This window comes from Streptomyces sp. NPDC002671, assembly GCF_053592475.1.
Genome location: NZ_JBSFVU010000001.1, coordinates 1 through 22664, shown reverse-complemented (window position 1 = coordinate 22664; position 22664 = coordinate 1). Strand labels below are relative to the sequence as shown.

Below are 22664 nucleotides of genomic sequence, written 5' to 3'. Positions count from 1 at the left end.
ATCTCCAGGCGGAACCGCCGGCCCGCCCAGCGCTACGGCGTGGGGGGCCGCTGCGGGGAGCGGAGTACGAGCAGGGTGATCTCGCTCGGGGCGAAGACGCGGAAGGGCGGGCCCCAGAAGCCGGTGCCACGGCTGGTGTAGAGGAGGGTGCGGGTGCCGTGGCGGCTGAGGCCGGCGAGGGCGGGCTGGTCGATGCGGACCAGGTGGTGGAAGGGCCAGATCTGGCCGCCGTGGGTGTGGCCGGAGAGCTGGAGGTCGACGCCGCCGGCTGCCGCCCGGTCGACGAACTTGGGCTGGTGGGCCAGGAGCAGGACGGGGTGGTCGGGGTCGGCGCCGTGCAGGGCTCCGGCGAGGTGGGCGCCGTGGCCGGCGAGGCCGGAGGCCTCGGCCGTGACGTCATCCACGCCGGCGACCACGAGGGTGTCGCCACCGCGTTCGAGCAGCAGGTGGCGGTTGCGCAGCGGCTCCCAGCCCAGCTCGTCCATCAGGTCGACCCAGCCCTGGGCCTCGCTGTAGTACTCGTGGTTGCCGGTGACGTAGACCCGGGCCCGGGTGGCCTGCACGGTGCCGAGTGGGGCGGCCTGGGCGCGGCGGCGTTCGGCCGTGCCGTCCGCGATGTCTCCGGTGTGGCAGACCAGGTCGGCCTTCAGCGTGTTGACCGTCTCGCAGACCCGCGCCGACCAGCGGGCGCGGTCGAGCGGGCCGTAGTGGGTGTCGGTGATGAGGACGACGCGCGTGCCGTCCAACCCGGCCCCCAGGCGCGGAAGTTGCACGTCCAGGCGGCGTACCCGTGGTACCCGGCGGGCCTCGGCGTACCCCCAGGTGAGCAGCACGGTGGCTGCGCCGAGGACCGCCCAGGTGACGATCCGGGCCCGGTCCTGGCCGTCGCCGACGCCGGTCACGGTCAGGGCGAGCCGCAGCGGGACGCCGAGCACGACGGACCAGGTGAACACGGTCCAGATGGTGCCCAGCAGGGTGTCTCCGACGATCGCCGCCCAGTCCTGCTGGCGTCGGCCGTGGCCGCGCACCATCGCGAGCGGCATACCGATCAGGCCGAGGGCGAACAGGGCGGTGCCGGCGAGCGTGACAGGGAGCGGCCAGTGCTGGCCGGTGTGCAGCAGCAGCCAGCAGGGCACGGTCCACAGCAGGACGGGGGCGATCAGGGGGACGTAGCGCATCAGGCGGTGCAGTCGGCTCTGCTGAGCCGCATGCGCTGCACTGTCGGCGGATCGGGTTTCGCTGGTGTCGGTCACGCTTCCCCTCCTTGAGCAACCAGGCTGCCGTCGCGCGCACTGTATCCGGCCGTCCCGGACCGGCCGGACGGACGGGGTGCTCATGGTGGGCAGCCCCATGTGGCGAGATGGCCTCCGAGTTCGCCCCCGGCTCACGCGGTTGGTGACTCTGCTCCTGACCGGGGCCGCGGCGGCTTCAAACGGTGAGGCGTAGAAGCTCCAGAAGCAGTGGAGAAATCACCGCTAGCTCCTACCGTCCGGCTTTTCGGACGGTGGCCGGATCAGTGTCCCGATGCCGGCGCAGAGCAGGTCCAGGCTGCGGGTGAACTTCTCGTCCGGCCCGTGCGCAGCCGCGGCGGCCACCGTCCGGGGGAAGCTCCGGTGGAGGGCGGCGACGTCCTCGGCGGTCACCGGTACCGCGGGTGGATCGCTCTGTTCCTGGAGCACGTAGCCGGTGACGTGGCTGAGCACGGTGTCGGCGGCGGTGCCGCAGTGCTCCGGGGGCACTCCGGCCTCGGCGAGGGTGGCGAGCAGACGTTCCATCAACGAGAGTGCGCCGGGGCTGAGGGTCTTCGGGCTGCCGGCGAGCATGATCGCCCCGCCGGGGTGCTGCCGGATGCTCTGCCGCAGGGCGACGGCCTGCGCCGTGACCCGCGCCGACCAGCCTGCCTGCGCGGGCAGTCCCCCCAGGGCGGCGGTGCCGGCCTCGTATGCCTGCCGGACCACTCGGTCGGCCATCAGCTGGAGCAGCGCGGCCTTGCTGGGCACGTGATAGTAGAGGCTGCCGGCGTGCACGTCGAGCCGGTCCGCGACCTGGCGCACGGAGAAGCCGTGGTAGCCGGTCTGGGCGAACACCGCCATCCCCGCGTCGATGATCCGGTCTGCCGTCAGCTTCACGGCCGCAGTCTAGCGAGCCGCGCCAGCATTCAAACACTGTTTGAAAATTCCCCGGGTCGCACTAATGTCGTGATCAGCGAAATCGCGCACGGCTCGGAGGGGGGTGGTGACGATGGACATCCTGCTGTTCAACGTGACCACGGCGGCACTGATGGTGCTGATGTTCAACGGCGGTCTGGCCCTGGTCGGCCAGAGCACACTGGAACGGCGGCGGATCCCCTGGGCGGCCGTCGGCCTGACCGGGCTCGCGCTCGCCGGGGTGGCTCTCCAGCTCTGCTGGTCGGGGGCGATGGGCGCGCTAGACGCGGACCCGTCGAAGTCCGGCTGGTGGCGCGTGGTCACCTCGGTCTTCATGCAGAACGGCGGCTTCGGCGGGGCGGCCTGGAACATCGCCACCCTTGCTGCCGTCGCGGCCTTCGCCGAATGGTTCTGGGGTGCGCCGCTGACGCTTGGTCTGTTCGCCGCGGGCATCCTGCTGCCGGAGCAGATCGACAAGCTGTGGGGCCAGACCTCCCACAGCACCGACCCCCGCAACTTCGCCGGCAGTTCCGGCGCCACCTACTTCCTGGGCGCGACGCTGGCCGCGGCCCTGCTGCTGCGCGGCGGCGCCGACGAGAACTCCGGCAAGGCCGTCGGCCAGGGAGCCGAGCAGGGCTCCGACGACGAGGCCGCGCGCCGCGGCAAGGCCGTCCGCAAGAACCGGCTGCTCGCGCTCGGCGTGCCGGTGCTCGGGCTGGCGATGTGGTTCGCGCAGGAGAACGGGCACGGGCTGGTTTCCTGCTACGGATTCGCCCTCGGCGCACTCGCCTGGGCCGCGTTCCGCACCGTCCTGCACCCGGACCGCGACCTTTGGCAGCCGCCGCGCACGACGGTCGCCTCGCTGACCGGGCTCGTCGGTCGGCGGACCCGCAGCGTCGGCTAGCCGGCAGGCCCCAGCCCCACCCCACCCGCGCCATTCCACCGTGACCACGAGAGAGACAGCATGTCGGAAAACCTGCGCCGGGAAGTGTCGAAGCTCGTCGACCGGGAGGTGGCCAAGATCCTGGAACAGACCGACCTCGACGTGGCCCGTACGGTCAACCGTGCGCTGGGCGTGAGCGACGGCGCCCCGGCGTTCGACACCGCCCGCTGGCAGGCTCGGCTCGGCGAGCTCCTCGCCGTCCACCACATCCCCGGCGCCGCCCTGGCCGTGCTCGCCGACGGCGAGATCCACGAACTGGCCGCCGGCGTCCTGCACACCGGCACCGGCGTCACGGTGACCCCGGACTCCGTGTTCCAGATCGGCTCCGTCAGCAAGGGCTACACCGCCGCCATGGTGGTCCTGCTCGCCGACGCCGGGAAGCTGGACCTCGACGCCCCGGTCGCGGACGTCCTGCCGGACTTCGCAATCGCCGACGCCGGGGCCACCCGGACGATCACGCCGCGCCAGCTGCTCAACCACACCAGCGGCATCGAGGGCGACTACGTCAACGACACCGGCCGGGGCGACGACTGCCTGGCCCGCTACATCGAGGGCGCGCGGACAGTCGGCCTGACCAACCCGCCCGGCGTCACCATGTCGTACTCCAGCACCGCCTACAACGTCCTCGGCCGGATCGTCGAGGTGGTCACGGGCCAGACCTGGGACGAGGCGCTCAAGGAACTGCTCCTCGCCCCGCTCGGGCTGGAGCACACCATGACCCTGCCCGAGGAGGTGCTGCGCTTCCGCGCCGCCATGGGACACATGGGCGAGCCGGGCGAGACCCCCGTCCCCACCCCGCTCTGGAACATGCTGCCGCGCTCGGCCGGCCCGTACGGCGGCATCAGCGCGACCGCCGCCGACGTGGCACGGTTCGCCCGGGCCTTCATGGACGGCGCCGCCGCGCCGGACGACCCCCGGGTGCTGCCGGCCGCCGTGGTCGACGCGATGCTGACCCGCGAGGTCGAGATGCCCGACCAGTGGTTCCTCGGCGCCCACTGGGGCCTGGGCTGGGGCCTGTTCGAGTGGGACGGCGCGCGCGGCTTCGGCCACGACGGCAGCACCTTCGGCCAACTCGCCTACCTGCGCGCCATCCCGGAGAAGGGCCTCGCCATCGCCCTGCTGACCAACGGCGGCGGCGCCGCGCCCAAGGTCTTCGAGACGCTCTGCCGCGAGCTCTGCGCCGAACTCGCCGGGGTCACCATGCCCGGGTTCGCGCCGGCCACCGAACCCCCGGCCGTGGAGACAAAGCCGTTCCTCGGCAACTACAAGCGCGAGGGCTTCCTCATGACCATCGCCGACGGCGACGGCGGCCCGGGCACCCTGCGGCTGAGGTACGAGGGCGCGGACGGCCTGGCGGGCACCTTCGACCCGCTGGTCTGGCACCTGACCCCGGTCTCGCACACGCCGGCGAAGACGGTGTTCGCCGGCCGCCGCAACGAGAAGGACGCCTGGATATCCGTCGTGTTCTACGCCCTCGCCGACGGCAGCCGGTACGTCCACTTCGGCGTCCGGGCGACAGCCAAGTCCGCCTAGGCACCCCCGGGCGTGTGTCCGGGGGTGCCCCTGCCGTACCCCCCGGACACCGGTCGGCCCTAGCACTCCAGTCGCGCTTATCCATTTGTACTGGTCAGCGTGGCTGTTTCGATTTTGGTGGGCTGATGTTGCGTCAGCGCGCTGGTGGTTCATGACTCACCCGATGGGGGTGCGTTGAGCCTGCCATGGAGCCCGATATCGAAGCTGGGCTGTGGCTGGCTCCGTGCCCGCACCGTTCGGCTTGCCCGGGTACCAGGCCATGAACCAGTTGCTCAGGGTTGGTCACGCGGGTAGGGAAAACCCCCTGCTGAGTGGGGTGTTGGTCGCAATGCGCCGAGTGTGCCGGGAACGGCAGAGTCCAGCCATGAACATTTCTCGGTTCGACGGAAGATCAGCCAAGCATGCCGCCCTCGCCCTGGTGTGTGCCGTGACCGTACTGGCGGGGGCTGGGTGCGACGACGACAGCCAGCGCTCCTCCTCGCCTGCTCACCAGCAACCCGCAACGCGCGGTTCGGTGGTCTCCGTGACGCCCGTGGCGGACCTGGACGCCAAGGAAATCGCAGCCCGCCTGGCCAAGGCGGGTATCGATGCAACACAGGTCCGCTACGGCGTGCGAGCTGCCCGGATCGTGTATCGCACCGTCGATTTCAAGGGCACACCCACCACGGCCAGCGAGCTGGTCGCGATGCCGAAGAACGACGAACGTGACCTTCGGGTCGTGTCCTGGCTGCACGGCACCGAGGTGTACCGAGGAGAGGTGGCTTCGGTGAACGACGAATCGCCCGACCGGGCCACGGCGTTGCTGTTCGCCTCGACCGGGCGCGCGGTATCTGCCCCGGACTACCTCGGCCTGGGAAAAGGCCCCGGAATCCATCCGTACGGGAACCCGAAGGCGACCGTTACCGCTTCGGTGGACGCGTTGCGGGCGACACGTACGTTCGCCCGCAGCGAGGGTCGTGGCCTCGATCGGCGCGTACTCATCAGCGGGTTCTCCCAGGGCGCCCCCGCCACGATGCTGGTCGGACGGGCCCTGCAGCAGGGCGTCGATCCATATTTCCGTCCGGGAGCCCTCGCCCCGGTCGCCGGCCCGTTCGATCTGAGCGGTTTCGAGGCCGCCGCGGCAGACGACAAGGTCGCACGGTCCCCGCTCTACCTCGCCTATTTCGCCACCGCGTGGAACCGGATGTATGGCCTGTACGGCGCCCCGGACCAGGCGTTCCGAACCCCTTACGACAAGACGGTACAGACGCTGTTCGACGGCGACCACAAGGCGTCGGAACTCGCGGCCGCACTGCCCAAGACCTCGAAGCAACTGTTCACCGAAGAGTTCCTTCAGAAGGTGCGCCACCCCACGGGGGATCTGCGACGCGAACTGGAGGTGATGGACACCACGTGTGACTGGCGGCCCGACGTCCCAGTGCACCTCTTTCACGCCAGGGGCGACAAGGACGTCTCCTTTGCGAACTCCCTGCGCTGCCGGCGCCAGCTGACTGCCCATGGGGCTGACCAACAGCTCAGTGATGTCGGCGAGTTCGACCACAGCACCACAGTCCTCAAGGCTCTGCCACAGATAGTGCGCGAGTTCGACACGGCCCGCTGAGCCGACCCGTGATCGAATGGCGGCCAATGCGCAGATGCCGGCACTCAGCACGTGGCGCGGTGAGAGTCTGCCACCCCGCATGAGGTCGAGTGAGAATCCGTCGGCTGGAACGCGGCAGGACGACTCGTGTCCTGTCGCGCTGTGTCTGGCATGTGGTGGGCTGCTGACCTGCTCGGTTGCCAGGCCGTTTGAGACCGCCGGTGGCCGGCGCTCTCAAGCGGCCTGGATTTCGCGGAAGTCTCGTTCGCGATCGATGGAGGAGCGCCGCCAAAATCGCCAACAGTATTCGCCGGAGGTCGCCGTCTCCATGGTGCTGCGATGTGGAAAGCCCCGAACCCGCCCTCGCCGCCTCGGATCTGCACGTGGTGATGTGCTGTGCGATGTGCACCGTCACCTGTACGCGGTGCTGAGCTGCACTGTCAATTGGGGAGTCGAACCCCTGCGTTGCTCATCACGCGCCAGGAGTGGGCTGGAAAACCGCCAGCCTTCGGTGTGTGCACGCCTCCGAAGCTGCTACCAGCTCCACATCATCCCAGCTTGCTGGACTACTCAGTCCAGCAGATCGACCTCCCAGTTCGTACGCTGGATCCGCACATCGACCTCGCGGATCTCCCGGGCGAGGGCATCCGCCTGACCGCGCAGTTCCGCGACCGGAAGCGCGGAAAGCATCATCAGCTCGGACCGAAGCTGCCGGCCGTATCCCCGCTCGCCCTTACCCGCCGCCGCGGTGACCACAGAGTGACGCAACCGCAGGACATCCCGGCGTGCGAGGGCATCGGTGAGCGTGCCGTCCGGACCCATCTCCACGGTGGCATTGGTCCGGTTGATCCGCCGGATCAACGTTTCTAGAGCGTCCAGCACCCCACCGGCCTCAGCCAACAGCTGAGCTGCCTCCTCGGCGGGCGTCTCCCCTTCCTGGTACCGCGCACTGCTGATGACACGCGCTCGGAGCTGTTCTACACGGCGCGGCGCGGCGGCAGGTCACGCGGAAGCAGGTCCCACTGGCAGCCGGTGCGGCCCTGGTGGAGGAGCGCGTTGACGATCTCCCGCATCTCGAACCGGCCATGGTGGCCGCTGACCGAGGGGCGTGCGGCCTTCCATGCGGCGATCAACGGCTCGATCAGCGCCCACCGCTCGTCGGACAGGTCGGTCTTGTAGAGCTTGCGCTCGCGCACGGTGACGGACACGGACCCACCCTCCGAACTCCAGGCCCTGATCGACGCGGTCAACAACGGACACGGCATTAACCTCTACCGCCGGATTTAACGAACTACCGGTAAACCACCGCCGCGTGCGCGGGGCTCACGCAAGTGTGGCAAGTGCGCCTGGCCCGATTCGCTCGGCGTCTCAGATGATCTGGTCCGCTGATCCGCCTGTCGGCAGGGCGGCAGGCGGCGCCGTGTAAGCGGACTGCCTCCTCGTGTGGCATCCGCGATTGCGTGGGCACGGTCGACTGATCATGAGCACCGTCCGAGTAAATCCGGGTGATCATGAGCACTGAGTCAGCGACCTGCCCGGGTAGCGGGGGCGGATTGTCGAGGCGGCGTACGGCTTTGGTGCAGCTCAGTACGTTGACGCCTTCTGTGACCTTGGTGCCCTGTTCGCCAAGAACCAGGTCCGAACCGGCCCACAACGCAGTGAAGGCCCGGTGGATACCGGGCCTTCACGTCTGAGTAGCGGGGACAGGATTTGAACCTGCGACCTCTGGGTTATGAGCCCAGCGAGCTACCGAGCTGCTCCACCCCGCGTCGGTACGGTGAACTGTACGGCACCGACGCGGATCGACCCAATCGGCTTTCGTCTGCGCTCGGACTGAGCCCGATTGCTCATGATCGACCGACATGGCCGCTGCTCACCCAGTCCGGATTCTGATGTTCCCGCAGGAACCAGGGTCCACGGAATCGCGGACCCTGCACCTCGCAGGTAGCCCGGCGGCGGGGGAGAGGTATGAGGACAGCGGCTACGTGCTCGTGGACGGGCTTGGAAGGGCGCTCAACGGGCGGCAGCTTCGTGAGCGGGCGTACAAGGTCATGGACGCGAACGGGCTGCGGCGGGTGCGCTTGTACGACGCTCGCGCGAGTTGTTTCACGTACCTGGCGAACAACGGGGTGCCGGACCATCTTCTTGCCCGGTGGGCCGGGCACACCAATGTCCGGACCACGAAGCGCTGGTATGTGAAGCCGGGGGTGGAGGATCTCCGTCCGGCGGCGGATGCGTGGGGAGGTCTGGTGAGCGGCTCCACCCCCGCCCTCGAAGGGAATGTGAGATGTGGGAGCGTGAGCGGGTGAGTGAGAAGGACATCGAAACCCTGCAATACCGCTTTGACGGGCCAGAAGACGCACCTGTCCTGATCTTGGGTCCCTCCCTGGGTACCACCTGGCACAGGTAGGCGGAACCGTCTTCTGGCGTCCACCGGGTCTAGATCGATGCCGTTCACGCAGGTGGGGCCTTTGTGGCCCGGGTGCGTCGATGGTGTTGGTGACACGAACGTGACACGTGATGGCCCCTGAGGCTGCCGCCGGGGCGGTCTTGTCGTGGTAGCCGAGCGCCTTTGTGATGACGGGCTCTGGAGCATGGAGGACGAGTTGGCGGTCGCGATACTTGCTCAGTCGGGGAACGAAAAGCCCCGCTCACGCAGGCGGGGCAAACACACGCTACGAAGGTCCACGGCTTACGTCTCTCTGCCATCCGCTCGGTGTCAGCCTTGATCAGCACCGTTATGCCCTGTTCGGCCAACGCTTCCATGATCGCGACAACGTCCACCGGCGGTCTCCCCCTTTAGAAGTGCTTCGAGCGCACCACCGGACGAACCTACCTGCTCAAGGCCGGGCCCTGGACACGGTTCTCATCACCGAAAGTGACCAACTGTGGCCATTCGAGTTGGAATACGCGACAGAGCCCACCAGTCCCGAGGCCGGAACAGACCGGCGCGGAAACTCAGGCGTGCACCGCTACTCGCAAGATCTCGACGCCGTGCTCATCCGGTCTGATCGCCGGACCGTAGACGACCAGCCCGACGAGACGTACGAGCCCGCCACCACAGTGGCGGGCTCGTGGGTGTTCGACGTCTTATGGTCCCTTCGACCAACTGAGGGAACGGCGGGAATCGACCCGGGGCGCCCTCCGGTCGGTAGTGGCTGGGGGCGTGATGATCACGGCACAGCCCACCACCCGGAGGGAACACCCGATGAGCGACACCAGAGTCCCCCTGAAGCAGCGAGTCGGCCGGTACGGTGCCTGGAGCGTCGAACTGCGCTCGGAGGACCCGGCCCGGCGCGGCGAACTGGACGAGGCCGCGGCCGAACTGGAGGAACTCGGGTACGGCGCCATCTGGCTCGGCAACAACAGCACCGCCGACCACGCCGCCCCGCTGATCGGGGCGACGCGCCGCATCGTCGTCGGCACCAGCGTCCTGAACATCTGGCAGCAGGAGGCCGCCACGACCGCGGCCGGCTTCGCCGAGGTGGAATCGGCGCACCCCGGCCGCTACCTGGTGGGTCTCGGCGTGAGCCACGGCCCGCTGGTGAAGGACTACAGCCGCCCGTACGCGGCGATGACCGGCTACCTCGACGAGTTGGACGAGGCCGGCGTCACCGGCGAAAGCAGGGTGCTGGCCGCGCTGGGCCCGAAGATGCTGAAGCTGTCCGGCGAGCGGGCAGCCGGCGCCATCCCCTATCTGGTCACGCCCGAACATACCGCCCAGGCCCGCGAGATCCTCGGCGAGGGCCCGCTACTCGCCCCGGAGCTGAAGGTGGTCCTGGAGACCGACCCGGCCCGGGCCCGCGCGCTGGCCCGCGACGCCCTCGCCATGTACCTCACCCTGCCGAACTACACCAACAACTTCCTGCGGCACGGCTTCACCGAGGCCGACCTGGCCGAGGGCGGCAGCGACCGCCTGATCGACGCGGTCTTCGCCTGGGGCGAGGCGGACCGCGTCCGCGACCGCATCGACACCTTCCACCAGGCAGGCGCCGACCACGTGGCCCTCCAGGTGCTCACCGGCACCCACAGGGACAAGCTCCCGAGGGAGGAATGGCGCAGGCTCGCTTCTCTATGGGGATAACGGCCTCGGGGAGCACCGGAACCGTGTTCATCCTGCCGAGGGCGAAACGGTCGAGCTCCCGACCTGACTCACTTCGGGGCCTACGCGCCTTGCTCTGCGAGTGTGACCTTCCGGCCCGCGCGCGCCGCCTCCCGGATTCGCTCCAGCATGCGGTGTCGCCGGACGGCGTGCCGGAAGTCGGGAACGCCGTCCTCATCCGGCGCAAGGTTCCCGGTGATCTGGTCGCGCAGAAGCGCGTACTGGTGGGCGACGTTGCAGGCGGGCTCGGCGGATCGCTCGGTCCATTGCGTCAGCGACCGCTGGTAGCGGGCGGGGACTGGAAGTTCGACCAAGCCGCCGCCGTCGCCTCGGGCGCCGTACAGCCGCAGCCGCCCCATCCACCACAGGTCGTGGTCGGCCTTCACGACGAGATCGCCCTGGGTGCCGTTGATCTCCCAGTGGAACCCGGTGGCCCGGGATGTGCCGCCGCGGAAGTGCACCGCGGCCACGGCCCCCGATTCGAGCAGCCCGGTCATGGCGATCTGGTCCTCGGTGCTCTTGGCCGCGACCGCCCCGCTGGTCACGTGGGTGACCTCGGGACGCAGGTTCTCGATGTGAGCCGATACCTCGCGGAACTCGCCGAGCACCATGGTCAGCGCGTCGGCCGAGTGCCCGAAGGGGATCGACAGCAGTGTGGCGCCGCTCGTGATGTCCAGCAGGTACGCATGGTCGTCGTCGTACGTGGCGCCCCAGGGCCCGCCCCAGCCGAGCATGCTGGTCGACAGCACCCGCCCCACGTAGCCGTCGGCGACCAGGCCCCGCAGGTACCGGAGCGGCGGAGCCGATCGTGCCTGTAGGCCGACTCCTGTGAGCACGCCCCTGCGGTGCGCGAGGTCTGCCAGTTCCTCGGCCTGCGCGAGGTCGGCACCGAGCGGCCACTCGCTGAGCACCATCTTCCCCGCTTCCAGCGCGGGCCGGATGAGCTCCAGGTGATGAGGAACCTTCACCGTCACCACCACGAGATCGACTTCCTCACTGCAGGCCAGCTCCTGTGCGCTGCCGAAGGCCAGCGGCACCGCGTACTTCTCGCCGGCCGCACGCGCGGATTCGGCGCTGCTGGCGCTCAGGGCCCGCAACTCGTAGCCGTCGAGTCCTGCCAGTGCCGGCACATGGGCGGTGGCCGCCCACCCGCCGCTCGCGCTCAGTCCTACGACTCCGACGCGGATCGGCTCCTGATGAGGGGAAGTGGACGTCATGTGCACCCCAGCGTTTGCGGTCACCTGCTCTCTCATCTCAAAACGGTCCATAGCCATGGAGGACACGGTCTGAGCAACCCGGTCAGTTGCATGTCGATTGGCTTGCCGTTCGTTTTAGCCCAGACAGGCGCCGACATCGATATGACTCGCAAGAATCCGAACAAAAGAGGCGAATAGCTCGAACCGTCCGGCATGCGTCGTCCGTGGAACTGATTGAGCGCGCCCATGCAGGATCAGGATCCGGCCTACCGACCGCCTCCGAAATTGTTTGCGGTCGCCCCGTTCCGGTCTCCGCACATCCACAGAAGAGTCAGAAGACCATGTTTGTGACCGATTCCGCCAGCCCGACTTCGCTGCTCGGCCGGCCCTGCCGCCGCCAGGCGCTGCTCACCCTGCCGGCGCAGGAGGCGCACGTCTCCACCGCTCGTCACTTCGCGGCTGATCTGCTCGAGACCTGGAGCGTGCCCGCGAGCGAGCGGGACTCCGCCGTTCTCATCGTCGACGAACTCGCCGCCAACGCGGCCCAGTACGGCCATGAGCGCATGGCCCTGCTGCTCGCCCTCGACCATGACGCTCTGCACATTGTGGTCACCGACTCCGGCGCGGCCGTGGAGTGCCATCGCCCCGACATCGCCCCCGACGAACACGGCCGTGGCACCGGCATCGTCCAGTACCTCGCCCAGTCGACCGAGATCCACCAGACACGCAGCGGCCGCGAAGTCCGCGCCTGCCTGAGGTGCTCGCCATGACCGGACCGTACGCTCCGCACGAGCCGCGCGCCCCTGCCGGGGCTGGCACCGCGGCACAGCGCCGGGGCACCGGGGGCGGCCGCGGCGCCGGGTCACCCGACGCCCCCGCCGAGTGGGCCTCCGCAACCCACAAACCGTGCCCCGTCGACAACTGCCCGGGCCCGGCCCAGGTACCCATGCGGTCCGTGGCACACCCATCGGCCCTCGATCACGGCGGCCCTCACCACGACACGGTGCTGTGTCGACGCTGCGGCGCCGGCTCCTGCGTTCCGGCGGAGGTGTGAGCGTGGACGTCACCCCGAACAGCGGCAAAGACATCAGCGTCCCGCCCCCGCACGAGGCATATACGAATGCGCCGGATCTGCGGCGCGAGATGCATCAAGTGCTCGCTCTCGGAGCCGAACGCGACGGCCGCCAGGCCAGGCCCCTCACCGGCCCCCCGATCGATGCGACGGCCGCCGAACGCGCCTGGCTGCTACGGCGGGCCGCCCTCATGGACCGGATGGCCCTGGACGACCCCGGCCCGGTCGCGGCAGCCGCAGTAACCGCCGAACAACTCCTCCTCCACGACCGCCGCCATCCCGACCTGGCGGCCGGCCCGCACCACCCCGACACCATCACGCCCGCGTGGCCGGCCCAGATGAGCCACGCGCATGACCGCCAGTTGCTACAGCCCGCCACCAGCGACAAGGAGTCACAGAACATGGGTGGAAAGCAGAAGACACTCGCCATACTTGCCGGAGCCGCGCTGGGAGCCGGACTCGCCGGCCCGGCCTTCGGGTCCACCACCGCTCACTCGCCGGCCCTGCGCACCGCCGCGACGGGGGCAGGGATGTCGGTCGTGGAGTGGAACCGCGAGCTCATCACCATCCTCGGCGATCCGAAGGCGCAGCCGTCCACCGTCCAACCCACGCGCAGCTTCGCGCTCCTCCAGGCCGCCGAATACGACGCCGTGGTATCGATCACCCGGGTCGGCCCCGCCTACGTGTTCTCGGTGTCGGCACCAGGAGGCGCTCGTACGGATGCCGCAGCGGACCAGGCAGCCCACGACGTGCTGGTCGCCCTCTACCCGGCCAAGCGCGCAGGCGTGGACCAGCGGCTGAGCAGCCAATTGTCCGCGATTCCGGGCGGCCCGGGCAAGCAGGCGGGCATAAGTGTGGGAGCCGAGGTCGCCCGCCGACTGATCAGCCTGCGGTCCGACGACGGGTCCTCAGCCAAGCCGCCGCGGTTCGATCCCGGCAACAAGGCCGGGGACTACCGGCCCACCCCTCCCAATTTCCCGACACCGGTGTTCACCGACTGGGGCTCGGTCAAGCCGTTCGTGCTGACCGACGGACGGCAGTTCCGCCCGGCACCGCCGCCGGCCGTGAGCAGCGCCGCGTACGCCACCGCCTTGAACGAGGTCAAGAGCCTGGGGAGCAAGACCAGCACCACCCGCACCCCCGATCAGACGGCAGCCGCGAAGTTCTGGGCGGCGGCACCCGTATGGAACGTCTGGAACCAGATCACGCAGAACCTCGTCACCTCCCAGAACGCGAACCTGGAGAAGGCGGTGAAGGTCTTCGCCCGGCTCGACCTGTCCCTCGCCGACACCGCGATCGCGATGTACGACGCCAAGTATGTCTACAACGTCTGGCGGCCCGTGACCGCCATCCGGCTCGGCGGTACGCACTACAACCCGAGCATCGTCGGCGATCCCAACTGGACCCCCCTGCTACCGACCGCACCGGATCCGTCCTATCCCGGCGCTCACGGCGCTCTCAGCCAGGCGGCGGCAACGACGCTCGCCGGACTCTACGGGGCGCGGCATCATCTCGCGGTGACATCGAAGGGCGTCACCCGAACCTTCGCCGGCTTCCAGGACACCGCCACCGAAGCGTGGCTCAGCCGGATCTGGTCCGGCCAGCACACCACGATCGACAACCGCGCGGGCCAGCAACTCGGCACCCAGGTGGCCGATTTCGTGGCACGTCATCTCTGACGCCCCACCGCGCGACAACCACTCACCGCATGGCAGCGGCCAGACTCCAGTGGTCCCGGCGCATCGGGTGCCACTGGCTTCTGGCCGCGCTCAGAGAGCAGCCATCCCCCGCGCCGAGAGTCCGCGGCTGTTGGCAGCGCCCGAGCATCCGGGGCCAACTGGGAGATGAGGTCCGCTGCGGTCGTTTCCCGTGGCTGCCGGGACGTGCCGTCCGACACCATGGAGCGCTCATGAAAGGAATGGCTGCGGCGGCAGTGCCGGCGGTTACCGCCGTGCCGCTGGCTGCTGCGAGCGGTTGTCCCAGCCGGACAAGCTCGGCCCCTGCCTGGAAGACGCCAAGGGGCGGACGTTCTACCTCCCCAAGGCCGCTAAGTCGACTAGGCCGACCGGCGGCGGAGCATGCGCGTCTGCCTGGCCGCCGCCCACCTCCCGGGCACACTCAAGGCGGCGCCGCTGCTTCGCGGGTGACACGACGGCCGGTGACACCAACGGCGAGGAAACCAGCGCGTCCGGCGCCACAGTGGTACGTCGTCAACGCATCTGGCAGCAAGATCGAATCCGATTGATCGGGGACTGATGACCAGACACACGGGCGCGCGGATGCGGCGTCCCGCACGTACGGTAGCGGGCCTTTTTTGCTGCTTTGCTGCCGGTCGCGGTCGCGGTGGGGGTGTATGCGTTCGGTCGCACGCACACACCCGACTACACCAGCGGCCTGTTCGGGCGGCACGGCGTCGGCGTCAACGATCTCAAGGCGCGCCTTGGTAGCGCTCTCATGGCACTCGCGGTCGTCCAACTGCTACTCGGGCTGTGGATGTACCGGCGCCTACCGGGAGCGGGGGCTGCGCCGCACCGGGTGCATCCCACACACCGGCTCATCGGCCTCCTTGCCTTTCTGCTCTCGCTGCCCATCGCCTACCACTGCATCACCGCCTACGGAGTTCAGTTCACGAGCAGCCGAGTGGCGGTGCACTCCATTACGGGCTGCGTCCTGTACGGCGCGTTCGTCGCCAAGGTGCTGGTGGTACACAGCCGCCGACTGCCCGGTTGGGCGCTTCCGGCCGCCGGTGGCGCCCTGGTCACCGCCATCGCACTGATGTGGTACACAGCCGCCTTGTGGTTCTTCGCCGACTCCGCCCCCGGCGTCTGATGGTGCTGTCACCGAGGCCCGCCATGGCTGCACGGCAGCCCTGTTGCAGATCGGACATCGCGTTGCTCCGTGCCCACGCCTCTCTCGGTCGTACAGGCCCCCTGAACGGCCGCGGGCGTCACCTTGGCAGTTGGGACGAGCCGACCGCGAAACTCGCAGCCGGTCTGCACGACCAGGGTGGCGACCGCACGGAGAGGTAGGGCGTGATGTGTGCAAGCGATTCGTGGCCTTGTGGGTGAAGTAGCTGAGGCGGACCCGGCCGTCGTGGTAGGGGTGATCAGCAACTGCAAGGCCGAGCAGAAGATTCCCTACCGCACCGCCTGCCGGGCGCTGGGGGTGTCCGAGTCGTGGTTCTACAAGTGGCGGGATCGTCCGCCGACCGTGCGTGAGGTGCGTCGGCAGCAGCTGGCCGAGGAGATCGAAGAGATCTTCCACGGCTCGGGCGGCACCTACGGCTCGCCGAAGGTGTTCATCGAGCTGGTGCGCAGAGGCTGGCGGGTGCCGGTGAACACGGTCGCAAAGGTCATGGCCGAACTCGGGCTGGCCGGACGGAAGATGCGTCGCCGCCGGTCACTGACGAGGCCGGGCAAGCGGCCGGCTGCCGCGGACTTCGTGCACCGGGACCTCACCGCCGAGGAACCCGATCCTGTCTGGGCGGGCGATCTCACCGGGATCGAAACCGGCGAGAGCAAGCTGTACTTGGCGACGGTCATCGACCTGTTCTCCCGCCGCCTGCTCGGCTACGCGATGGCCACCCGTCATGACGCCGACCTGGTCGTCGCATCCCTGAATTTGGCCGCGGCCACCCGCGGCGGCGACGTGCGTGGAGTGATCATGCTCACGGACAGCCGAGGCCCGCATCAAGATTGCCACCTGGATCACCGACTTCTACAACGCCAGGCGGCTACACAGTGTGTGCGGGGTTCATGAGCCCGATCGACTACGAACGTGACTACCGAGCCACCCTCGCCGAGGGACTGGCCGCATAGATCGTCTCCACGCTGCGAGGGGATTGAGACAGCGGTCGGAGCCGGAAAGAGAGGGGGCGCCACCTGCTGCACCCCTCGTTGAGCGTCGCGGACCCGTCTTGCAGCAAGTACCGCCGACGTCCGAGGGCGAACGTCGATTACAGCCGTCCGGCCTCGGCGAGGGCAAGCAGGTCGTTCGCGGCTTCCTCGGAGCGGATGCGGATGGCGTCCGGGTCGGGGGCCGGTCCGCCGAGCAGGGCGGTGTCCACGATCTCCGCCTGGAGGAGGGCGGAGAAGACGTGCGCGGCCCGTGTGGGGTCGCTGATCTTGGCGCGCAGCTCCGTCGGCCAGTGGGACAGGTGCCGTGTGAACAGGGCTATGCGGTCTCCGAGGATCTCCTGTTGGTAGCGGCGGCCGAGTTCGGGGAAGCGCTGCGCGTCCCGGGCCACCACTCTGAAGAGCGCCAGCTGCTGCTCGGACAGGATGTGTCGGAGAAGCTCGCAGCCCGCCTCCGTCAGACCTTCGAGGGGCGGCAGGTCCAGCCAACCGGGGTCCGCGGTCTGTGCGGAGGTGTCGCAAGCCTCCTGGATGACGGCGACGAAGAGATCGTCCTTGCTCTCGAAATGCCGGTACAGGGTCGTGATGGACACGCCTGCGCTCGCGGCGATGCGGTTGACCGAGCTTCCGCCGTACCCCTCGTCGAGGAAGGCCGCGAGGGCGGCGTTGATGATCGCCTCGCGCTTGCGTGCCATCAGGCGCGCTTTGGGGTCGTTCTCGGCCCAGGTGCGCACGGTTCTTCCTCCGGTCTCGCGTCGGCTTGACAGAGCATACGACAGCGACCACTATCGCGTCATACGAAAGTGATTGCTTTCGTATGGTTGGAAGGAGAGACTGATGCGGAACACAGACACCCCGCGTGTGCTGGTCCTCGGGGCCACCGGCCGCACCGGAGTGGCGGTCGTGAAGGCGCTGGAGGCGACACCCGGCCAAGCGGTCCCGGTGCGGGCTTCGCGCAGCGAGGCAACCGTCGAGCAGTGGCTCAAGGAGGGGAAGGAAGCGGTCCGTATCGATCTCGATGACCCCGACACCTTCCCCGCCGCGCTGGAGGGCATCGACCGGGTATTTCTGATGACCGCCTACACGTCAGCGATGAACCACCAGACCAAGACTCTGGTGGACGCCGCCGAGGACGCCGGCGTCAGCTTCCTGGTGCACCTGGGTGTGTTCAGTGACAAGCGCTCCACCGACCCGCACTTCGCGTGGCACGAACTGGTGGAGCGCTACATCGCAGGCTCCAAGGTGGCCTGGGCGAATGTGCATCCGCACGTGTTCATGGAGAACCTGCTGGGCATCAACCGGCTGCGCGACGGCCAGATGGTATGGCCGATGGGCGACAAGCAGGTCGGCTGGATCGCCGGCGACGACATCGCAGCGGTCGTGGCCAAGATCCTGGCCGAAGGCCCCGACACGCATGCGGGCAAGGACTACTACCTGTCCGCCGATCTCCTCAACGGCGCCCAGGTGGCCGAGGTCCTCAGCGCCGCCCTCGGCCAGGAGATCCCTGCGCTGGTCCTGACCCCGGACGATCTGCAGCGCATGATCGATGCCGGGCTGGACGTCGCGCCTGCGAACATGGACGCCGCGTACGCGGCCAGCACTCTGATCTGGGCGCGACAGACCTACGAGGGCCGCATGGACTACTCGGCGGTCACCACCAGCACGGTCCAGGAGCTGCTCGGCCGAGAGCCCATCCACCTCGGCTCGTGGGCCACGGCGCACCGGCAGGAACTGCTTGACCAGCTCTCCTGATAGTTGCCGCAGCGCGGGCCTGCTGAACCTGCGAGCGCTCGCGGTTGATCTTCAGGCGGCAGCGACTGGTACCTGGGGCGCGCGCACCCCGAGCCGTTCGTCAAACCCGGGACGCAGGCCGCGCCCATGTCGAGCGTTCTCCGCCGCTGCCTTCGCCGGCGGCCCTGCGAAGCCGGCTACGCCGACCGGCGTGGATCAATCAACCTATCCGGGACGCGGTGCGCCTCACCTTGCTGATGGTGTGCGCTGGAAGCCTGAAGAACTGTTCCACTCATGCCCGGTCAACCGGGCGCGGAGTAGACCCCCGCGCCTGAACGGGTCAGTTGGTGGTGTGACCGCCGTCGACGTTGAGGACATGGCCGGTGATGTATGAAGCTTCGTCCGATGCGATGAAGACGATTGCGTCGGCAAGCTCCTCCGGGAGGCCGAGGCGACCCAGCGGAACTTCCGACGCCAACGCCGCCTTGTTCTCCGGCGTGCTCGTGAAGCGGGTGAGCATGCCGGTGTCCGTGGGGCCAGGGGCTACGGCGTTCACGCGGATTCCCGACTTGGCGACCTCCAGCGCTACCGATTTGGTGATGCCTTCGACGGCGTGCTTGCTGCCGACGTAGACGGAGGCCCCAGCCGCGCCCTCGTGCCCGTAGGTCGAGGAGATGTTGATGATGCTGCCGCTGCCCTGTCCCTGCATGACGCGCACTTGGTGCTTCATGCTCAGGATGACGCCGAGGACGTTCGTGTCGAACGTTGCGGCGTAGGTGTCCGCGGTCTGGTCCGTGATCGGGCCGGGCCGGCCTTCGGTGCCTGCGTTGTTCGCCGCGACATCCAGTCGGCCGAACCGTGCGACGGTCTTATCGACCAGTGCGCGGACGTCGTCTTCCTTGCGGACGTCGGCGTTGATGAACTCGGCCTCCGAGCCGAATGAGCGCAGTTCCTCTGCGAGCGCATTGCCGGCCTTATCGCGGCGACCGGCAACGACAACGTTCGCGCCCTTCTTGGCGAAGGCGACGGCGGAGGCGCGGCCGATGCCGCTGAGTGCTCCGGTGATCAGAATAACGGGCTTGTTCATTTCAAATCCTGTGGGTGCGTGCCGGGCGACTTGGTCGCGGACGCGTTCGCTCGGACTCGGGTGCTTGGTTGCATTTCGTGTCTCATCCGGCGGTGAGGTCGAATTCGTTGCCTTCGGGGTCGGCGAACGTCGTCCAGCGGGCGGACCCCTGGGTGGCGTCGACGCTCAGGCCGTACACGGTGTTGGTCATGAGCGGTGTCCTCTTGAGAACCGGCGGGTTCAGATGGCGGTGCGGCCGCCGTCGACGGCGATGGTCGCGCCGGTGATGTAGCCGGCCTTCGGCGAGACGAGGAAGGCGACGGCTTCGGCGATCTCTGCGGGCTCGGCCGCGCGCTTCATCGCGGTGGTCTCGGCGAGCGCGTCGAACAGGTCGCGGGCCTCGGGGCGGGTGTAGACCGGGCCGGGGGCGACGGTGTTGAAACGGACGCCGCGGCCGCTGTACTCGGCCGTCCAGCCTCGCGTCATTGACGCCAGCGCGGCTTTGGTCGCGCCGTACGCGGCACCGCCGGCCAGGCCGAGACCGCCAGCCATGCTGCCCATGTTGATCACGCAGCCCGACCCCTTCGCCGCCATCGCCGGGGCGAACGCGGCCACGAGGAAGAAGGGCGCGCGGACGTTGCCGGCGAACATCGCATCGTAGTCGGAGACCTTCATCTCCTCGGTCGGTGCCCAGACGGCGTGCCCGGCGTTGTTGACCAGGACGTCGATCTCCCCGACCTCGGCGGCGAGCCGGTCGATGCCGGCCGGGTCCTCGAGGTCCGCCTCGACGAACCGGGCATGGCCGCCGGCCGCGGTGATCTCGTTGACGGTGTCGGCGCCGCGTCGGGCGTTGCGGCCGGTCACGATGACGGACATTCCGTCCGCGGCGAGCCGCTTGGCGACCGCCTGGCCGATGCCGGACGTGGCCCCGGTGACCAGGGCGGTAATGGGATGCAGGTCGAGGTTGTCCTCACGCTTTACAGACATGGGATGCACCTTTCCGAGATGTCATCCAGACCGGTCTGTCTGGCAATTCCCAACCTAGACAGACCTGTCTGGATACGTCAAGGGTTGCGGGCAACCAATTGAAGACAGACAGACCTGTCTGGTAATGTTTGCCTATGTCTGAGAAGGTGCTCTCACCACGGGAACGCAGCGCGGCAGCGCGGGCGCGGCTGCTGGCCGCCGCCGACGAGCTGTTCTACGCCGAGGGCGTGCAATCGGTCGGAATCGACCGCGTCATCGAGCACGCCGGAGTCGCCAAGGCAACGCTGTACAGCGCCTTCGGCAGCAAGGACGGCCTGGTCCGGGCCTACCTCCAGGCACGGCACGCAACGACCGTCGAGCGCATGACGCGCGAGCTCGAAGCGCGCTACGACACCCCGAAAGAGCGCCTGGTCGGCGCCTTCGAGGTGCAGGGACTGTCTTTCACCGAGCCGGGCTTCCGCGGCTGCGCCTTCATCAGCGCGAGTGCCGACGCCCCACCCGGCGGTGTCGTCGAACAAGCTGCGCAGGACTACCGCACCTGGCTGCACGAGCTGTTCTTCGACCTCGCCCAGCAGGCCGGCGCCAAGGACGCGAAGTCACTCGCCAACCAACTGGTCATCCTCTACGACGGCGCCGGCATCAGCGCCTGGCTGGACCGCGACCCCAGCGCCGAGACAGCGGCCCGCACCGTAGCAGCCGCCGTGGTCGACGCTGCCATCCCGGACTGAACCAGCCCACCTCGAACGCGATCGCTGACCCTCGATCAAGGCGACAGGCGTCGGAGGCAATTCCGAGTAGCAAGCTCCCGCCGCATCAGCGCGCCCGGGTCGGACTGGTCTACCTGCGCAGGCACGACACCCTTGCGCAGCTCGTGGCCGGCTTCGGCATCGCCGTCGGCACGGCACACGCCTACACCACGACGGTCATCGATCTGCTCGCCGACCGCGCGCCCGGCCTGCTGCGCGTTCTGCGCGAAGCCGACCCCGACTACGTCCTGCTCGACGGCACCCTCGCGGCGTGCGACCGGGTCGGTGACGGCCGGGCCGACTACTCCCACCAGCGGCCTGATACTTCAGCGACCCTGATGACCGCAGCTTGACGAACATAGGGGCATCTGTGGGAGTTGTACCTGCACGAGATGTTGCTAGGTTCCGGTTGCAGCGTGGAGGTTGAGCGGCAGACGGGAACGGGTGGCTATAAGCCCGACTTCCTGGTTACACGCGGCAACGCGCAGTTCGTCATCGAGGCGATCTGGAAAGCTCAGAAGCGTGACGCTGGGTCTTACTCGCTCCCACCGCAGTTGAGCGATGCCATCGATCGCTTGCCGAGTCCGAACTTCTTCGTATCATGCGAACTGCACAGCGCCGGTACGGCAACGCCGCCGCAGAGACGACTGAAGTCCGGGCTGACGCGATGGCTTGAAAGCTTGGACCCCGACCAGGTCATCGCCGACTATGAGCGTAAGGTGCCGCTTCCCAGTCACACTTGGCAAGAGGCTGGCTGGTGCCTCACGTTTCAAGCGATCCCCCGCAGCCCAGGCAAACGTGGCAATCCATCCAGCAGGACAATCGGCGTCTACCCCTCGGCATGGGCGGTCGAGGACGGATCGGAGCGAGTGCTCCACGCCGTCACACACAAGGGCGGGAAGTATGGTGACCTGGACCTGCCATTCATCGTGGCGCTAGGCCATGCAGCCGACTTCCCCGAAGATGAGGACATCGAGAGAGCGCTGTACGGGAGTACGGTCGAGTACGCTTACGACAGCGGATCGACTTTCACCCGCAAGCCCGATGGCTACTGGAGTGCCACCTACGACCATGCCCACAGCCGTGTCAGCGGCGTGCTCGTCGTGAATAACCCGGCACCCTGGACCTGGACGAAAAACACTCCCGTTCTCTGGCAAAGCCCGGATCCCGCCTCGCTTCCTGCCCCCATCTTCCCTAGCTGGGCAACCGCGCAACTGGTTGGGATCCAGGTCGAGCGCCAGCCCGCGATACGCTCCGTCCACACCGCTCTCGGTCTGCCGGAACGCTGGCCGACCGGCGACGCCTTCCCCCGGAGTGACCCGAGATGACGGCAGCGGCACCGTCAGTCCGACAGCGGCACCCCGGTGAGATCACCTCATGCGCACGGCAGCGTTCGGTGAGGGCCTCTGCGTGGACTGGGGAGGCCGCTCGACCGGGTTCGGGGGGCATCCGTCGTGCACCGAGTGGACGCTCTGATCGGCCAGCCGACGCTGTGCCGCATTCGAACGAAGTGGCTTGCGGTCGCGGGCCGAAGGCTGGGAGGCCGATGTGGCTTGCGGACGGGTACTTGCCCGCCGGGCCGCACTTTAGACTGCGACCGCTCCGAAATCTGACGATCTTTTGGAGGGTGTGCAGGATGAACCGAGCTCTCATGACCGCATTGGCGGCAGCAGCGTTGGTCGTGTCCGGGGGCAGCACCACCGCCTCC

18 protein-coding genes, 1 tRNA gene and 3 pseudogenes are annotated in these 22664 nt (G+C 68.5%); 13 read left to right on the top strand and 9 right to left on the bottom strand.

What is annotated here, in order from left to right; translation table 11 throughout:
* Positions 1–32: 32 nt before the first annotated feature.
* Positions 33–1253 (bottom strand): metallophosphoesterase, encoded by a 1221-nt coding sequence (locus ACWD35_RS00110; RefSeq protein ID WP_451348827.1) that lies wholly within the window; start codon positions 1251–1253, stop codon positions 33–35.
* A 222-nt stretch (positions 1254–1475) separates the two neighbouring features.
* Positions 1476–2129: a TetR/AcrR family transcriptional regulator gene (locus ACWD35_RS00105; RefSeq protein ID WP_451348826.1), complete on the bottom strand. Its 654-nt coding sequence runs from the start codon at positions 2127–2129 to the stop codon at positions 1476–1478.
* Positions 2130–2241: 112 nt separating this feature from the next.
* Between ACWD35_RS00105 and ACWD35_RS00100 the strand changes: the two genes are divergently transcribed.
* The 3 genes from ACWD35_RS00100 (at position 2242) to ACWD35_RS00090 (ending at position 6223) form a co-directional block, all read left to right on the top strand.
* Positions 2242–3051: a hypothetical protein gene (locus ACWD35_RS00100; protein ID WP_451349298.1), complete on the top strand. Its 810-nt coding sequence runs from the start codon at positions 2242–2244 to the stop codon at positions 3049–3051.
* A 60-nt stretch (positions 3052–3111) separates the two neighbouring features.
* Complete coding sequence (locus ACWD35_RS00095; RefSeq protein WP_451348825.1) at positions 3112–4623, top strand: serine hydrolase domain-containing protein; 1512 nt, start codon at positions 3112–3114, stop codon at positions 4621–4623.
* Between the two features lie 427 nt (positions 4624–5050).
* Complete coding sequence (locus ACWD35_RS00090; protein WP_451348824.1) at positions 5051–6223, top strand: hypothetical protein; 1173 nt, start codon at positions 5051–5053, stop codon at positions 6221–6223.
* A gap of 549 nt (positions 6224–6772) precedes the next feature.
* On the opposite strand, the pseudogene ACWD35_RS00085 reads toward ACWD35_RS00090, so the two are convergent.
* The 3 genes and pseudogenes from ACWD35_RS00085 to ACWD35_RS00075 all read right to left on the bottom strand — a co-directional run.
* A pseudogene (locus ACWD35_RS00085) lies at positions 6773–7201 on the bottom strand (DIP1984 family protein); the annotation flags it as partial.
* A pseudogene (locus ACWD35_RS00080) lies at positions 7186–7398 on the bottom strand (transposase); the annotation flags it as partial. The pseudogenes ACWD35_RS00080 and ACWD35_RS00085, both read right to left, overlap by 16 nt.
* Before the next feature lie 499 nt (positions 7399–7897).
* Positions 7898–7971: transfer RNA gene (locus ACWD35_RS00075), tRNA-Met, on the bottom strand.
* Positions 7972–8064: 93 nt separating this feature from the next.
* Here ACWD35_RS00075 and ACWD35_RS00070 point away from each other — a divergent pair.
* Positions 8065–8511, top strand: a complete 447-nt coding sequence (locus ACWD35_RS00070) for a tyrosine-type recombinase/integrase (protein ID WP_451348823.1) — start codon at positions 8065–8067, stop codon at positions 8509–8511.
* Positions 8512–9410: 899 nt separating this feature from the next.
* Complete coding sequence (locus ACWD35_RS00065) at positions 9411–10286, top strand: LLM class F420-dependent oxidoreductase (RefSeq protein WP_451348822.1); 876 nt, start codon at positions 9411–9413, stop codon at positions 10284–10286.
* A gap of 80 nt (positions 10287–10366) precedes the next feature.
* On the opposite strand, the gene ACWD35_RS00060 is transcribed toward ACWD35_RS00065, so the two are convergent.
* Positions 10367–11521 (bottom strand): Gfo/Idh/MocA family protein, encoded by a 1155-nt coding sequence (locus ACWD35_RS00060; RefSeq protein ID WP_451348821.1) that lies wholly within the window; start codon positions 11519–11521, stop codon positions 10367–10369.
* A gap of 320 nt (positions 11522–11841) precedes the next feature.
* On the opposite strand from ACWD35_RS00060, the gene ACWD35_RS00055 reads away from it, so the two are divergent.
* The 4 genes from ACWD35_RS00055 to ACWD35_RS00040 all read left to right on the top strand — a co-directional run bounded on the left by ACWD35_RS00055 (position 11842) and on the right by ACWD35_RS00040 (position 16331).
* Positions 11842–12270 (top strand): ATP-binding protein, encoded by a 429-nt coding sequence (locus ACWD35_RS00055; protein ID WP_451348820.1) that lies wholly within the window; start codon positions 11842–11844, stop codon positions 12268–12270.
* Between the two features lie 286 nt (positions 12271–12556).
* Entirely contained in the window at positions 12557–14251 is a 1695-nt protein-coding gene (locus ACWD35_RS00050) for a vanadium-dependent haloperoxidase (protein ID WP_451348819.1), read from the top strand.
* A gap of 643 nt (positions 14252–14894) precedes the next feature.
* Positions 14895–15401, top strand: coding sequence for a DUF6529 family protein (locus ACWD35_RS00045; RefSeq protein WP_451348818.1), 507 nt, complete (start codon positions 14895–14897; stop codon positions 15399–15401).
* A gap of 231 nt (positions 15402–15632) precedes the next feature.
* Positions 15633–16331 carry a DDE-type integrase/transposase/recombinase gene (locus tag ACWD35_RS00040; RefSeq protein WP_451348817.1) on the top strand — a complete coding sequence of 233 codons (699 nt, stop codon included), beginning with the start codon at positions 15633–15635 and terminating at the stop codon, positions 16329–16331.
* 196 nt (positions 16332–16527) lie between these two features.
* Here ACWD35_RS00040 and ACWD35_RS00035 read toward each other — a convergent pair whose 3' ends face one another.
* Positions 16528–17160, bottom strand: coding sequence for a TetR/AcrR family transcriptional regulator (locus ACWD35_RS00035; RefSeq protein WP_451348816.1), 633 nt, complete (start codon positions 17158–17160; stop codon positions 16528–16530).
* Positions 17161–17263: 103 nt separating this feature from the next.
* Here ACWD35_RS00035 and ACWD35_RS00030 point away from each other — a divergent pair, with 103 nt between their 5' ends.
* Positions 17264–18178, top strand: coding sequence for an NmrA family NAD(P)-binding protein (locus ACWD35_RS00030; protein ID WP_451348815.1), 915 nt, complete (start codon positions 17264–17266; stop codon positions 18176–18178).
* A 319-nt stretch (positions 18179–18497) separates the two neighbouring features.
* On the opposite strand, the gene ACWD35_RS00025 is transcribed toward ACWD35_RS00030, so the two are convergent.
* Positions 18498–19244, bottom strand: a complete 747-nt coding sequence (locus ACWD35_RS00025) for an SDR family NAD(P)-dependent oxidoreductase (RefSeq protein WP_451348814.1) — start codon at positions 19242–19244, stop codon at positions 18498–18500.
* A gap of 219 nt (positions 19245–19463) precedes the next feature.
* Positions 19464–20210, bottom strand: coding sequence for an SDR family NAD(P)-dependent oxidoreductase (locus ACWD35_RS00020; RefSeq protein ID WP_097259178.1), 747 nt, complete (start codon positions 20208–20210; stop codon positions 19464–19466).
* 134 nt (positions 20211–20344) lie between these two features.
* Between ACWD35_RS00020 and ACWD35_RS00015 the strand changes: the two genes are divergently transcribed.
* The 3 genes and pseudogenes from ACWD35_RS00015 (at position 20345) to ACWD35_RS00005 (ending at position 22284) form a co-directional block, all read left to right on the top strand.
* Positions 20345–20938 (top strand): TetR/AcrR family transcriptional regulator, encoded by a 594-nt coding sequence (locus tag ACWD35_RS00015; RefSeq protein WP_451348813.1) that lies wholly within the window; start codon positions 20345–20347, stop codon positions 20936–20938.
* 71 nt (positions 20939–21009) lie between these two features.
* Positions 21010–21270, top strand: a pseudogene (locus tag ACWD35_RS00010) (helix-turn-helix domain-containing protein); the annotation flags it as partial.
* Positions 21271–21372: 102 nt separating this feature from the next.
* On the top strand, positions 21373–22284 hold the full coding sequence (locus ACWD35_RS00005) for a hypothetical protein (protein WP_451348812.1): 912 nt from the start codon (positions 21373–21375) through the stop codon (positions 22282–22284).
* The last annotated feature ends 380 nt before the right edge of the window (positions 22285–22664 follow it).

Coding starts and splice junctions, on each gene's coding strand:
- ACWD35_RS00100 (WP_451349298.1), top strand. CDS start 2,242: ATGGACATCCTGCTGTTCAACGTGACCACGGCGGCACTGATGGTGCTG.
- ACWD35_RS00095 (WP_451348825.1), top strand. CDS start 3,112: ATGTCGGAAAACCTGCGCCGGGAAGTGTCGAAGCTCGTCGACCGGGAG.
- ACWD35_RS00070 (WP_451348823.1), top strand. CDS start 8,065: ATGGCCGCTGCTCACCCAGTCCGGATTCTGATGTTCCCGCAGGAACCA.
- ACWD35_RS00065 (WP_451348822.1), top strand. CDS start 9,411: ATGAGCGACACCAGAGTCCCCCTGAAGCAGCGAGTCGGCCGGTACGGT.
- ACWD35_RS00060 (WP_451348821.1), bottom strand. CDS start 11,521: ATGACGTCCACTTCCCCTCATCAGGAGCCGATCCGCGTCGGAGTCGTA.
- ACWD35_RS00055 (WP_451348820.1), top strand. CDS start 11,842: ATGTTTGTGACCGATTCCGCCAGCCCGACTTCGCTGCTCGGCCGGCCC.
- ACWD35_RS00030 (WP_451348815.1), top strand. CDS start 17,264: ATGCGGAACACAGACACCCCGCGTGTGCTGGTCCTCGGGGCCACCGGC.
- ACWD35_RS00025 (WP_451348814.1), bottom strand. CDS start 19,244: ATGAACAAGCCCGTTATTCTGATCACCGGAGCACTCAGCGGCATCGGC.
- ACWD35_RS00020 (WP_097259178.1), bottom strand. CDS start 20,210: ATGTCTGTAAAGCGTGAGGACAACCTCGACCTGCATCCCATTACCGCC.
- ACWD35_RS00015 (WP_451348813.1), top strand. CDS start 20,345: ATGTCTGAGAAGGTGCTCTCACCACGGGAACGCAGCGCGGCAGCGCGG.